The sequence below is a fragment of the Streptococcus sp. C300 genome (assembly GCF_000187645.1).
In the GTDB taxonomy this organism is placed as follows: Bacteria; Bacillota; Bacilli; order Lactobacillales; family Streptococcaceae; genus Streptococcus; species Streptococcus oralis_CQ.
Window position 1 is genome coordinate 318,816 of the sequence record NZ_GL732466.1, and the last position, 13,387, is coordinate 332,202.

Annotated in this window: 8 protein-coding genes; all 8 read right to left on the reverse strand. The window is 41.4% G+C overall.

Going from position 1 to position 13,387, the window contains the following annotated elements; genetic code table 11:
- Positions 1–7 precede the first annotated feature (7 nt).
- Positions 8–571 (reverse strand): HAD-IA family hydrolase, encoded by a 564-nt coding sequence (locus tag HMPREF0849_RS01630; RefSeq protein ID WP_033605341.1) that lies wholly within the window; start codon positions 569–571, stop codon positions 8–10.
- Between the two features lie 460 nt (positions 572–1,031).
- Positions 1,032–5,759: a glycoside hydrolase family 70 protein gene (locus HMPREF0849_RS01635; RefSeq protein ID WP_000970251.1), complete on the reverse strand. Its 4,728-nt coding sequence runs from the start codon at positions 5,757–5,759 to the stop codon at positions 1,032–1,034.
- A gap of 86 nt (positions 5,760–5,845) precedes the next feature.
- Positions 5,846–6,709: a helix-turn-helix domain-containing protein gene (locus HMPREF0849_RS01640; RefSeq protein WP_000909920.1), complete on the reverse strand. Its 864-nt coding sequence runs from the start codon at positions 6,707–6,709 to the stop codon at positions 5,846–5,848.
- A gap of 371 nt (positions 6,710–7,080) precedes the next feature.
- Positions 7,081–7,635, reverse strand: a complete 555-nt coding sequence (locus tag HMPREF0849_RS01645; RefSeq protein ID WP_000246651.1) for a DJ-1 family glyoxalase III — start codon at positions 7,633–7,635, stop codon at positions 7,081–7,083.
- 10 nt (positions 7,636–7,645) lie between these two features.
- Complete coding sequence (locus HMPREF0849_RS01650; protein ID WP_000830420.1) at positions 7,646–8,869, reverse strand: FtsW/RodA/SpoVE family cell cycle protein; 1,224 nt, start codon at positions 8,867–8,869, stop codon at positions 7,646–7,648.
- 5 nt (positions 8,870–8,874) lie between these two features.
- Positions 8,875–11,364, reverse strand: coding sequence for a bifunctional DnaQ family exonuclease/ATP-dependent helicase (locus tag HMPREF0849_RS01655; RefSeq protein ID WP_009013507.1), 2,490 nt, complete (start codon positions 11,362–11,364; stop codon positions 8,875–8,877).
- Positions 11,365–11,563: 199 nt separating this feature from the next.
- On the reverse strand, positions 11,564–12,415 hold the full coding sequence (locus HMPREF0849_RS01660; RefSeq protein WP_000862997.1) for an NAD(P)H-hydrate dehydratase: 852 nt from the start codon (positions 12,413–12,415) through the stop codon (positions 11,564–11,566).
- A 126-nt stretch (positions 12,416–12,541) separates the two neighbouring features.
- On the reverse strand, positions 12,542–13,387 hold an 846-nt coding region (locus tag HMPREF0849_RS01665), incomplete at its 5' end, for an SIALI-17 repeat-containing surface protein (protein WP_156798274.1).

A 13,387-nucleotide genomic window follows, 5' to 3' on the forward strand; every position in this document is an offset into this window, starting at 1 on the left:
CCTTTTCTTACATGTCTATTGCTTGTCTCAATGTCGCAACGTTATTAAAAAGATAGGCATCTAAGCCAGCAGCTTTACCTGCTTCTACATCAATATTTCTGTCACCAATGACCAAACCGGATGTAATATGATATTTATCACGTAAATAAATCATGGACTCAGGATCTGGTTTTCGTTTAAAACCTGAACTGGCAGTCACTACTTCGGTGAAGTAATTAGCTATCTTGGTCTTAGAAAGAAGTTCCAGAACTTGGTCATTTCGATGAGAAACCAAGAAATGGCGACCACCCTTGTCAGAGATGTCTTTAAGTAAGTCTGGAATTCCCTCAAACAAAACTGGGTGCTCTAGCTCACGCGCTTCATTTTCTTTGTAGTGCTCTAAAAAATCCTCGATATCTGGGGCAAACTTCTCAATGGCAAAAGCTGTCGAAACCTTCAAGGCTTCGTAAACACGGTCGTGTTCTTGCTCAATTCCATATTGGGCTAAGGTTTCTACAAAGGCTGCTGTAGAAGTCTCATAATTATCCAATAGGGTACCACCTAAATCCCATATGTAGTCGTGATATTTCATACCCTTCATTATACCATTTTTTTATGAAAAAAGCGATGATTTCCTAGATTTTTCGGCTCTATAATTTATATAGAGAGTAAAACACTATTGCATCTATGGAGCCTTTTTGTGAAGAATAGCTCCTCTATAAATAATCAAGCAAAATCTTTCTTATCTCAAATGTACAAATTAAAGAATAGAAACTACTAACAACCGCGTCATTGTTCACAAACGAAACGCTTTTGGATTTTCAAACTTTAAAAATAGAATACTCATTGCTTTGAATACCACAATAGAGTGCAGAAAAAGATTATTCCAATATGGAGTCCCTTGTTAATTCATTACAGTTCCCAATGATTCCATCTTTCTTTTCAATTGTCATTTATTCTCCAAACAGGCAAAAAACGATAACGTCCTTTTAAGGTGTTATCGTTTTTGTATATCATCAGATAAAGTTTGATTTTTATTGAGCTAAATTCGATTAGTTTCTTCCGAAGTTTTGACCTCTACCATCGCGGTCAAAATACATCCAACTTCCATCTTCAAGTTGAATCCATTTGCTTCGAGCCATATCCCCTGAATTGGCATCGAAATATCGACTAACCCCATTCACATCAACAACTTTTCCTTTGACTTGCTTGCCGTCTTGCGTGAAATAGAGAGTCTGTTGACCAACCTGCTGCAAGCCTGTCACTGCTTTTCCATCTTGATCAAAATAGTACCACTCATTTTGGGAACCTTCGACAAACTTGTTGGTTGCCATCTCTCCTGAGTTAGCATCAAAGTAACGGATACTCTTATCTGAAAGTGTCACGATTTTGCCCTTGACTTGCTTGCCATCTTGGTCGAAGTAAAGTGTTTGTTTGCCAATCTTTTGAAGGCCTGTCACTGCTTTACCAGTTTGGTCAAAGTAATACCATTCGTTCTTGGCACCTTCTGCAAACTTGCCGACTGCCATTTCTCCTGAGTCGGCATCAAAGTAACGGATGGATTTATCAGCCAAAGTTACTACTTTACCCTTGACTTGCTTACCATCTTGGTCAAAGTAAAGTGTTTGTTTGCCAATCTTTTGAAGACCTGTCACTGCTTTACCAGTTTTGTCAAAGTAATACCATTCGTTCTTGGCACCTTCAGCAAACTTGCCGACCGCCATTTCTCCTGAGTTGGCATCAAAGTAACGGATACTCTTATCTGAAAGTGTCACGATTTTACCCTTGACTTGCTTGCCATCTTGGTCAAAGTAAAGTGTTTGTTGACCAATCTTTTGAAGACCTGTCACTGCAACTCCATCTGCTCCGAAATAGTACCAATCACTTGGGTTATCACCTTGAGCAAAACGATTGATAACAGCATTTCCTGAATCCTTGTCAAAGTAACGAAGTTTGCCATCTTTAGCACTCACAATCTTGCCCTTAACCTGATAGCCGTTTTCATCAAAGAATTGCTGTCCATCTCCTATCTTGACAAGACCTCGAGCCATAACGCCCTTGGCATCAAAGTAACGCCAGTTTTGACCATCAGTAGTGTAGTAACGGTTGAGAACTTGGGCACCAGTTTGATCATAGTAGTACTGATTACCATTTTCATCTTCACGGATAGAATCACGAAGTTGAATACCATTCTTCAAGAAATAAACGTGCTTGCCATCAATTTCATGAGCACCTGTTACAAGATAGCCTCGTTTATCGAAGTAATACCAATTTCCATTTTCATCTTGGATAAAGGAATTTTTAGCTTGATAACCACTAGTTGAATAGAACTTAGTACCATTGGCATCACTAACAAATCCTGTGTAAGCATTCTTATTAACTAATTGCTTAGGCAATACTATCTCGCCATTTCTGTTAGTGAGATAGTCGTTGCTAGCCCAGTCTTTAAGAACATAGTAAGCACCACGACCTAAGATATTGGTACCATTGAAGTACTTAGCCGACCACTTGGTAATCTTCTCATCTGTTGTCATCTTTTGACCATTGGAAATCTGTACTCGTTCAAAGATTTCTGGATATTTAGCTTTGAGCTCATCTAAGAAGGCGCCACCGTACTTACCTTGGAAATCAGTTCCATTGGTCTTACTATTAGCTACATAGAGTTTTTCCTTGATTTCTGCACCTTCACGGTAGGTTCCGTAGTTGTTGACACGTGTTGCTGTTACCACTTCCTTACCTGGTAGGTTATAGATTTGGTCTGGTACCCAGTCCGCGATGGCTTGGATATTAACACTGTGAAGCGCACGAAGAGCATTGAGCAAATCTTTTAAAGAACCATATTTATTGTTCTTGCTCATCGCCATATCATAGCGGTCTTCAAAGGCATAACCATTCTGAATGATAGAATCTAAGAAAGTACCGTCTTGGCTAGATACATACTGAGGTGGTAGCTCAAATGAAGTTACTCCCCATTCCTTGAAGAGGTTGACATTTTTAGCAATAACTTTATTGGTATATTGGTCATCGCGGGTTGCAAAGTCCTGGAAGTTAGAAAATCCTTCGTAAATCAACTGAGAATCAAGGGCTGCGCTAGATTCGTAAACCTGACCACTGGCATTTTTCTTCTTGCTTGCTGTTGTACGAGCATCCTGATCTGCCTTAGCGCCAACTGGTACCCAAACAGCCAGATATCCAGAAACCTGTACATTGCTGTAGCCTGCAATATCATTCATATCAAAGGTTAAAATACCATTAGCATCTGTCTTCTTCCAGAGCGATTGCGGCACTTCTTCGTCAGTTAGATAGCGGGAAATACCATCTTTGGTCGTCAAAAGCACAGGGCGATAGTATTGATTCTTATGGGCTGCTCCCATATTGACTTGCAGTTTATCCCACGCATTTAACTTGAGGTTAGGGTTGTTTGAAGCAATAACAGCCATCCCTTGAGTACGAGTTTCTGCTGTTCCTTCATCTGTTGCTTCATTAGCACCCGTACCGTAGCGCACAGAAGTCAAAATACCATTGTAAGACCATTTATCAGCCTCACGAGGTACACCCATATAAGTGACTTTCATGTCTTGTCCACCTGCTACATACTTAATACGAGCACGCAACAAGGCATCGATAGCGTCGTGGTAAGGAGATTTTTTCTCCATGTATTGACCATCATCGGTATAGAGATCACCATAGTAGACCCGAGTGATAGAGTCTTTATTGGAGAGCATGAGAGCATGAGCAGTTGGGATGTTGAACTGCGTATATTTCTTGTCCGCCTTGCGCATATCTTCGTTGTAGATCTTGAAGGCTTGCTTGAGTTCATCCATGGTAAAGGTCAAACCATCCGTATTTGGATTGATATTTTCTCGAATGATGTCGGCAATAACAGTTTGTACTTCACTATCATGAGCCCGAACAAAGATATAGTTAGCCATTCGTTCGCCATTTTTCTTTTCAGAAGAACGGTCATTTAGACTATTTGTAATCGTTGGCTCTACTCCGCTACGGATAGATAGATTACGCATGAATGAATAAAGCAAGGACAAGCGTAGCTTGTTGTCAATTGCTAGTTGAGCACCCTTAGTATCTTTGTTGTAGTCAGGATCGTTATCAGACCAAGCTTCCAAGATAGACAAATGCTTAATAGCTTCTTCTTCACTTTCTCCAACCTTGTAGCGAGACTTGAAGTAGTCAGATGCGATTTGGAGCAAGTCTGCGTTGACATTGTCCACCGCATCGACACGAACTCCATCAAAATTAGCAGTCGGATCATTGGCTACGATGCTTCCAAAGTTCATCATAAAATGCAACCAGTTGAGTTGTTCGGCCTGAACAGCTGGATTAGAATTGTCAAAGTCGCTAGAGAGCAAGAACTCATAACCACCGTTTGACTTGTCAATGAAGTACTTAGGTGTACCTGTTTGACTAGTAGGGGTACGGTTAAGCAGACGGAACTTAGAGTCAGCATGAGAGCTCTTCTCATTATTAGTATAAAGCAAAGCTCCACCCTGCAAGTGGTCCTTTTTAGTACCAGTTGTTTCAGACTCTGACTTGATATTCCAGTTTGGCTGGGTTTTGACAAAGGCACCCATCAGCGTTCTCAACCATTTGGTATCGCCTTCTTTACCAATTTTTTCCTCAATTTTGCGCTGAACCTGCTGAGAAGCTCCTGTCAGGAGAGCTTGTTCAACTTTGTTTTCAAAAGCACCTGCTCCCAGACCTTGCTGGTTCATATAGTTGAGGTAATTAATCTGAGTACGTTTATCAGGCCACCAAGCCATCAAAAGAGGACGTAAGTCTGTTTCTGTCGAAGCCGTCCATGTTTTTCCATCTTTTAAGATGAACTTTGGACGATACCAGCTATCTGCTGTCAAATAACCGTCTACAGTTTCAATATCCTTGTCAGTCGTACCATAGAAAGCATTCTTTTGGGAGAATTCATTATTGAGACTGCTGGTTCCTTGTTGGAACTGATATTCATTTGAATCAACTAAGGCACCAGTTTCTGCATCAAAATAAAGTATTCTACCATTAAGTTCAACTGCAAAGTTCTTTTTAACTGTACCATCGTCCTGAACATAGTAATTTTTACCATCAATGGTCTTAATATGAGATAGGACATCATCATCATGGTCAGCATTTACAGGTGCAGGTTGAGCCTGATCTGCCACCATTCTTTCAGCTACTGCTCCTTGTTTTTGAGCAGGTTCGGGCAAGCGATCTTTCTTTGCAACCTTTGGATTTGCAACAATCTTGTCTTCAACAGCCGATTTTTCTCGTTTGTCGCCTTCTTGGTCTTGGGCAGTTGTTGGCCCTGCTTGTTTATTCTGCTCTGCTACTTCTGTTTTAGGAGTTTCTGTGATTGCATTAGCAGCTTTAACTTCTTCTGCAACAGCAGCCTTTTCTGTAGATGCTTCTTTCGTATCTGCTGGTTTAGCAGGCTCTTGAGCATTGGTTTGAACTGTTGCTTCCGTATTTTCTGCTGGTTTAGCAGGTTTTTCACTAGCAGCAACATCGCCTGTCACCTTGTCTGCAGGGGTTGCTTTTTCTGCTTCTTTCTCAGAAGCTACGTTAGCTTGGGCTGGAGTTTGCTGACCCGGACCACTAGTCTGAGCTGTAGCAGGTTCTTGAACCACAACCTGCTTTACATCATCCGCATGGACAACGCCTGGTTCTAGACCAAGTACCTTTGGTGCTACAATAAGGGCCAAGGTAGTCAAAGCAATGGCTACCCAGTTTTTCTTAACTTTATGCATCTTATAATGAATCTTTTTCTCCATCATAAAACCTCCTTCTGAATTTAGTATAAAGTTATGCCCTTATTCTAGTATATTTTTCAAAATGATCTTTTTTTGTTGCACATCTACAACTATGAAAGGCAAATTCTTTCAAACTGTTCTTTAAGCTTTTGGGCAACACCAAAGGAATCTAAAAATTCAAAAAAAGATAGGCATTGCTCGATATCACTGAGAGCATTAGTATTCCCGACCTTATAGGCATACAGAGCCCTATGATACTTAATCAGCGTTCGATCATATAGATCTGTTTCAGGGATTTTAGAGTGGTCGAGATAATTGAGAAACCTCATAGCAACTAGCAGATGGTTTCCTTCTATACAGACGCTAATGACATTAAGTAGCATCTTGATAATACGGCGGCGATTTTCAGGTAGGTTGTTATAAAACTGGGTACGATTGATCATCTCACTAGCGAAGGTTTCCAACGTTTCCAAGGTCATCAAATCAACACTGTTTGTAAAAAGCCAGAGTTCATAACGTCCCCACTCCTCAACAGAAAAGAGATGATCCGTCAGGAATTCTATATCCTTCTTGCTAATCTGAAAATCTGAGCAACAGGAAGACAGAAGAGCTCTGACAATGATCGTATTGAGTTTATAGTTTTTCTTCTCAGGAAACTGTTCGGTCAAAGCTTCTGAGCTTGACAAAATATTTTGGAGCTTGACAACATTGTTTTCCTGATATGCATCAGCTACTTTTTTTGAAAACAGCACATCATCTGAATCAATGTAATTATGGTAAACATACTGAAACTCCTCTAGGGAAACGGCCATATTTTTTAAACAGCAATAAAAAGAATCAAGTGTGATCCCATTAACTCCCCGTTCAAAACGGGATAGCTGAGCTACGGAAATATCACCAGCAGCTACCTCTTTCAGGGACATTTTTTTTGATTCTCTAATGACTTTGAATATTTTTCCAAATGCTTTCAACATATCACTCCCCCAGTTTCGTATATGCAAAAAATTCTTACTAATTTTAATATACTAGTAACATGTTTCAATTATATTACAGAGAAAGTACTTTATATTTCAAATTAATACAAGCAGATTAATTCGCATGATAAGACCGTTTAATATAGCATTTATTGAATATTATATCTTTTCATGAATCTATTGATTTCAGTAGAAATCTGAACTATTCTATCTAACAACTTGAAAACACTAACATTTCTAGAGATAGATTCCTTCTTATGTTAAACGAATCTTGATTGATTTATAAAAGTTTGATATAAAATCGCAAGACAATCATATGAAACATTTTTTAGACATGGAGTAAATTAAAAAACGAGAGCCGAACTCTCGTCTTACTGTTGATTTCCAAAGACATCTCGATAGAGCATGCCGTCTCGTAAACTTTCAGCATCTCCTCCTAATTGCTCTACCAATTCATAGGCAAAGGCAAGTGCGGTTGACGGTCCTCGGCTAGTTGTTAGATTGCCATCCACAACTACTGTTTGCTTTTGATAAATTCCGTCAGTAATTTGCTCCTGAACTCCGTCATAACAAGTAAAGTGCTTGTCTTTCAGGACACCTGCTTGATGAAGAGCGATTGGGGCTGCACAGATGGCAGCAATTTTCTTTCCTGCTTGGTTAAAGGCTTTAATCTGTGAAATGAGCGCTTGATTATCTCGTAGGTGAGCTGAGCCTGGCATACCACCCGGAAGAACGACCAAGTCATAGTCGGACAAATCGCCATCAAAAACACGATCAGCTTTCACCTGAATGCCATGCGATCCTGTCACCTGCTCTTCAAATCCTACCATATCACATGTAATGTTTGCTCGACGCAAGACATCAACTACTGTCAAGGCTTCGATTTCTTCAAAACCCTGGGCTAAGATAACTGCTACTGTTGCCATAGTGGCCTCCTTATTTGATTTGTTTTAGGACGACTTTCTTTCGTTTGAATGGAACTTTTCCACTTTTCTCCTCCGCTAGGTTTGTCTGGTAACTCATAGACAAGAGGAGACCGACACCGATGAGGTTACTAATAATTGCGGATCCCCCTTGAGAAATAAATGGTAGAGGAATCCCTGTCAAAGGAAGTAAGCCTGTCACAGCGCCGATATTTTCAAAGATATGGAAGAGCAACATCATGATAAAACCAGTCGAAATGTAGGTGTAGAACTGGTTATTTGACCTGAGCGTAATCTTCAACATACGGTAGATGAGAAGCAAGTATAAAGCAACCACAAAGACTGAACCAATAAAGCCAAAGTCTTCTGCAATTACGGTGAAAATCATATCACTCTCACGTACTGGAATGAGGAGATTGGACACATTGAAACCTTGTCCAAACAAGCCACCACTTCCAATCGCAATTTGTCCCTGCGCCTGTTGATATGTTGTTGTTTGTGCAAAGTCAAAGGGATTGAGCCAAGCCAAGATGCGGTTGATCTGGTAGGTTGGCATCCCAATCTGATGCAAGAAGGCACGTCCATCCTTGCTTATAAAGATGGCCATGAAGCCTACAACAGCAGTCACTCCTGTCGCAAAAACAGGAATGATAATCTTCCACGAAACACCTGAAAGGAGAACCATACCGGAAAAAATAGCTACGAAGACCAAGGCAGTCCCTAAGTCACTTTGTAGGGCTAAGAGGATCAAGACTGGTATGGTAAAGGCGATCATCCAACCAATCAGTAGGAAATCCAAGGGAATAGTCCGTCGCCATTCCTTGTGTTTTTGAGTGAATCTTACAATGGCTCGAGCCAACATCAAGATATAGGAAATCTTCATGAATTCCGATGGCTGGAAAAGTGTCGTTCCACCAATCGATACCCAGTTCTTGGCACCTGTTGACGCTACAAGATTTGGATTGTAGAAAACAAGAGGTAGGACCATCAAAGCTAGCCCTAGACCATAAAGATAGGGAGTCACCTTCCATAAAAACTCGGTATTAAAGAACATGACCACAAATCCAATGACAAGCCCCAAGGAAATCCAAGCGATTTGCTGACCTAGAATTGGTAATACATTATTTGGATAGTCATGACTAACTGCTATATAAATGGCCACTACTCCAATCACCAGTAAACAAAACACTGGTAGAAGAAGACTATAGTCGACTCGAGAGTCGAAGGAACGTTTCATATTTTTTACCTTTTCTCTTTCTGGGATTTTTCTTTCATTCTATTGCGACGAGATTGGAGAAATTCAGCTACAGCAGGCTCTAGCTGTTCTCTAGAAAGAACCTGAACAGCCCTTTCTTTTGACAAGGTCTGGGCGATTTGTTTGCCGTAACGCTTGCTGACAACACGACTGTCTAAGATTACAGCAACCGAACCTTGGTTGTGCCGTCTAACAGTACGACCAAGGGCTTGTTTTAGCCGAATGATCGCCATCGGTAACTGATAATCATAGAAAGGATTTTTCCCTTCTTGACGCAGTTCCTGGTTTAATTTTTTTGTTAAAGGCTCTTGGGGATTTTGGAAAGGCAATCTCGGAATCACTTGAATCACGCAAGGATGGGTTGAAAAATCAACCCCTTCCCAGAAACTACCTGTTCCAAGCAAGATCTTGCGTTCACCTTTTTCAAAACGTTTTTTCAGTTGACTTGGTTCCCCATTTTTATACTGAGCTAGATGCGGTTGGTCGAGCAGGTCCGAAACTGCCAGCAACATCTCTTTTGAAGTAAACAAAACCAATAAAGGTTCTTGAAAGGCTTGTAACCTTCGGATAACAGAAGCCACTTCACTAGCATAGTCAAAAGGTGAAACTTCTGTCACAAGAGGAAAGTCATTGACTAGAAAGACTTCTTGTTGGTCCTGCTTTGCTACATCTAGCCTAACAAGTGGAGCATCCGGAAATCCCAATAAATCTGCTAAGGAAACCCGATTGCTGATTTCAAGAGTAGCCGATACTCCTAGGAGTCTACAATCTTCTGGCAATAGGTCTGCTAGTATAAAGCGACCTTTTTTGCTTGAACAAATCAAGACATCCTTGCTCGATTTCTCTGCTGTAGCAAGCCAAAATTCACGGTCCGAGGTGAAAAAGTTTGCAATTTCTCGATACTCTGGGAGAGCTAACTCCGAAAAATGCTGGCGCAAGTGTTCGAGAGAATCCAACCACTTTCCATTCTTCAGACCTGACTGATAGTGCTCCATCAAGTAACGACATTCAAAGCCGATACTCTCAAGCAAGCGTTTCTGAACCAAATCTTCCTCTGTCTCCAAGGACTTATCAAGCTGGGTTACAAGATCCTCAAGACGATAAGCCTGCTGGGCTAGATTTTCGAGAGCTAGCAGCATTTTTTGAGCCTCATCCAAGATTACTAAACGGTTATCGACAAACTCTGGATTGTCTTCCAAACGAGTGACCAGATAAGCATGATTGGTCAGAAGAACACGACTGGTTTTTGCCTTTTCCTGCCCTCGTTTCCAAAAATCCTCTGTGGCAAATAAACTTTTCTTTGAAAGCTTGCCATCGTGGACTAGTTCTGGCAGAAAATGCTGATAGCGATAAAGTTGCCCTATTTCGTCCAAGTCACCTGTCTCTGTCTCTGTTAGCCAGATAAGCAACTGCATTTTAAAGCGTGTGAAAAGGCGATTGGACTCTGATCGATAGAGAATTTGGTGAAAGGCATCCAATTTCAAGTAATTTTGAGGCCCCTTGAGACTATGAATTTCTAGATGGAAGACCTCTTTTAATCGCTGACCTTCTTCTTGCATGATTTGATTTTGAAGAATTTTGGTCGGAACGCTCACTAGGATACCTGCTTGACTCTCCAAGTTCAAAGCTGGGAGGAGATAACCATAAGTCTTGCCCAGTCCCGTTTGAGCTTGGATAAAGGAAGTCTGGTGTTCTTCCAATAATTGCTCAATCTTCTCCGCAAATTCCAACTGTTGCGGTCGCTCCTCCAGCCCCAATAAAGAAATATTTTTAGCAAAATCTTTGGATAACTTTCGTGGGACTAAGGCTTTGCTTTCCTTTTTGAGGAAAAGCCCATGAAGTTCCATCAAATCTGGCGAAGACAAGAGAGATTGTTGCTGATAGACCTCCTCAATCACCAGATAACTTTCATAGAGAAGGTTGTCTGCAAGGTTTAATAAGCTTTCTAAGAGCCCTTTAGGTAGCTCAAAAAGTTTTTGACGCATGTAAAGCAAGAGTTCAGCTGTTGCTTGAGCATCTGACAGGGCAGTATGGGCATGTTCCAGCTCAATGCCCAACTCTTGACAAAGGATACCTAAGTTATACTTTTCAAACTGAGGATATAGAACTTGGGCAAGCTCAACTGTATCCACCCGCGGTGTACGCAATTCATATCCTTCAAAAAAGAGAAATTCTGCAAGAAGGTTGGCATCAAACTGTACATTGTGCGCAACAAAAATACCGTCCTTAACCAATTCAAAAATTTTTCCAGCCACCTGAGAAAACTCTGGTGCCGCAGCCAAACGCTGATCGGTCAGACCCGTTAATTCTTTGATATGAGAATCCAAGGGTTCATGGGGATTGACATCAGTCGCATACTGATCGATGATTTCACCATTCTCAATCACCACAATGCCTACTTGAATAATTTTTGCCTTGCTTCCGGTGCTGGTCGCCTCTAAATCAACGACCACATACCGATCATTTCTCGCATTCATCATTAAAAATTATATCAAAAAAAGCATGATTTGACACCCCTCAACTTTGATAACAATCTCACTTTCCTTGTGAGTTTGAGTAAAAACCCAGACCTTAAAAGTGAGAATTTCACGCAAGTTCAGCAGTTGATTCCTGGTTCTGAGGTATTTGAAAACCTTATCAACAAAGCTACATCAACAAAAAAAGACAACTAAGGTATTAGCTGCCTTTTTGAGATATTTTTTTCATTGTTTTCGGAAGAGCTTTACTAATTTCGGTAGGCAAGACAAGGTAGTTTTCTTGAGCTAGTTCTTGCGCGATAGCTGAATGAAGGTGGGTTGCTACCACCACTCTCTCATAGAGGCTGACTTGGTGAAACTGACCTGCAAAACCTGCAATCATCCCAGCCAGAGTATCTCCCATCCCACCAGTTGCTTGATAGGGACCGCCAACCTCCAGTTGATAGTATTCAGGTTTTCCTGCTTGCCAGATACGAGTCGCTGGACCTTTCTCAACTAGAATTGTTCCTTGAGGAAAAGAAGAAAGAGCCCTAGCAGTCGTCTCTGTATTTTGATGGTCAAGAACTATACCAGATAATCTTTCCCATTCCTTTTGGTGGGGAGTTAGGATGTGCTGACTAGATGGGAATGTCAAATGAGCTTTTGCTAAGATGCCCAAAGCACCGCCGTCTGCAATCAAAATCTGGTCTTTTCTAAGGCTGTCACAGACCCGTTTTACGAGTTCTTCTCCGAATGCATCCTCTCGCAAACCCGGACCTAACAAGACAACTTCTGCCTTTTCCAACTGCTCTTTTAACAATTGCTGATCTTGAAGAGAAAATGCCATGGCCTCCGGTAAATGACTGTGCAGAGCCGGAATATTTTCCTTATCCGTGCCAACAGTCACCAACCCTGCCCCACTTTTGACAGCTGCAATGGCTGACATGATGATAGCTCCCCCATAAGGATAGGTCCCTCCAAGCAAGAGCAGGCGACCGTAATCTCCCTTATGGCTGTGACGAGAACGTTCAATAATGACTTTTTCTAATAAAGCTTGATCAATCACTTTCATCGTTTTTTCCCTCTCTATTCATTATACTATAAAGTTTATTGACCTTGCATCTTAAACATAAATCTCTTCCTTCATATAGAAAAAGAGGGGACAAAGCCCCTCTACGAAATATCTCTTTTTTCAAAGTCAATTAATTTCTTTTTTACTTTTTGCGACAAAGATAGCAGATAGAGCTAGTCCAACACTTGCCAAGAAAATAGCTGTTTCTGACTGTTTCTCACCAGTTTCTGGCAATCTCTTGTCTTCTTTGGCAATTTGAACTGGTGCTCCTGAAGTCTGAGTTTTTTCTAACGAACTTAGCTTGAACTCTGGTTTCTCTACTGTCGGTGCTGCTTGGTCGCCTACTGTCGATAATGGACCTGTGTATTCTGGAAGCTCATGTACCAGTGCCATAACAGCATTGACACCGCCCTTGAACTCAGGTTTCTCTACTGTTGGAGCAGCTTGATCACCTACTGTTGCTAGCGGGCCTGTGTATTCTGGCAATTCATGCACTAGAGCCATCACTGCATTGACACCACCCTTGAACTCAGGTTTCTCTACTGTTGGAGCAGCTTGGTCACCTACTGTTGCTACTGCGCCTGTGTACTCTGGAAGTTCATGTACTAGGGCTTCAACTGCATTGACACCACCTGTGAATTCAGGAACCTCAAGAACGGGTGCTGGCTCTTCGCCCTTGCTTGATTGAACCGGTTCTTCTGTTAATTCTTGATGGAAGCTTGCCAATTCATAAAACTCAGCCTTGCCACCTTCCCAGACTAATTTGACGTCTAGAAGAGAGCCACCATTTCGGATAGCGAAAGTTTGGAGACTGGATGTAATGGCACCGAGGTCTAGCCAACTGTCTTGACCATCCTTGAGTGTTCTAGCAAGAACACGTGCCTTAGCTCCTTCAGGAAGACTGGAAACGAGACGAAGGTGGTTAGCATTGGTCGGCTCAGACAAGTGATACACCAACTCCCCTTTTCTTTT

What these genes read in the sequence shown, in the direction of transcription:
- HMPREF0849_RS01630 (WP_033605341.1), bottom strand. Translation starts at nt 571, where the DNA reads ATGAAATATCACGACTACATATGGGATTTAGGTGGTACCCTATTGGAT.
- HMPREF0849_RS01635 (WP_000970251.1), bottom strand. Translation starts at nt 5,759, where the DNA reads ATGATGGAGAAAAAGATTCATTATAAGATGCATAAAGTTAAGAAAAAC.
- HMPREF0849_RS01640 (WP_000909920.1), bottom strand. Translation starts at nt 6,709, where the DNA reads ATGTTGAAAGCATTTGGAAAAATATTCAAAGTCATTAGAGAATCAAAA.
- HMPREF0849_RS01645 (WP_000246651.1), bottom strand. Translation starts at nt 7,635, where the DNA reads ATGGCAACAGTAGCAGTTATCTTAGCCCAGGGTTTTGAAGAAATCGAA.
- HMPREF0849_RS01650 (WP_000830420.1), bottom strand. Translation starts at nt 8,869, where the DNA reads ATGAAACGTTCCTTCGACTCTCGAGTCGACTATAGTCTTCTTCTACCA.
- HMPREF0849_RS01655 (WP_009013507.1), bottom strand. Translation starts at nt 11,364, where the DNA reads ATGAATGCGAGAAATGATCGGTATGTGGTCGTTGATTTAGAGGCGACC.
- HMPREF0849_RS01660 (WP_000862997.1), bottom strand. Translation starts at nt 12,415, where the DNA reads ATGAAAGTGATTGATCAAGCTTTATTAGAAAAAGTCATTATTGAACGT.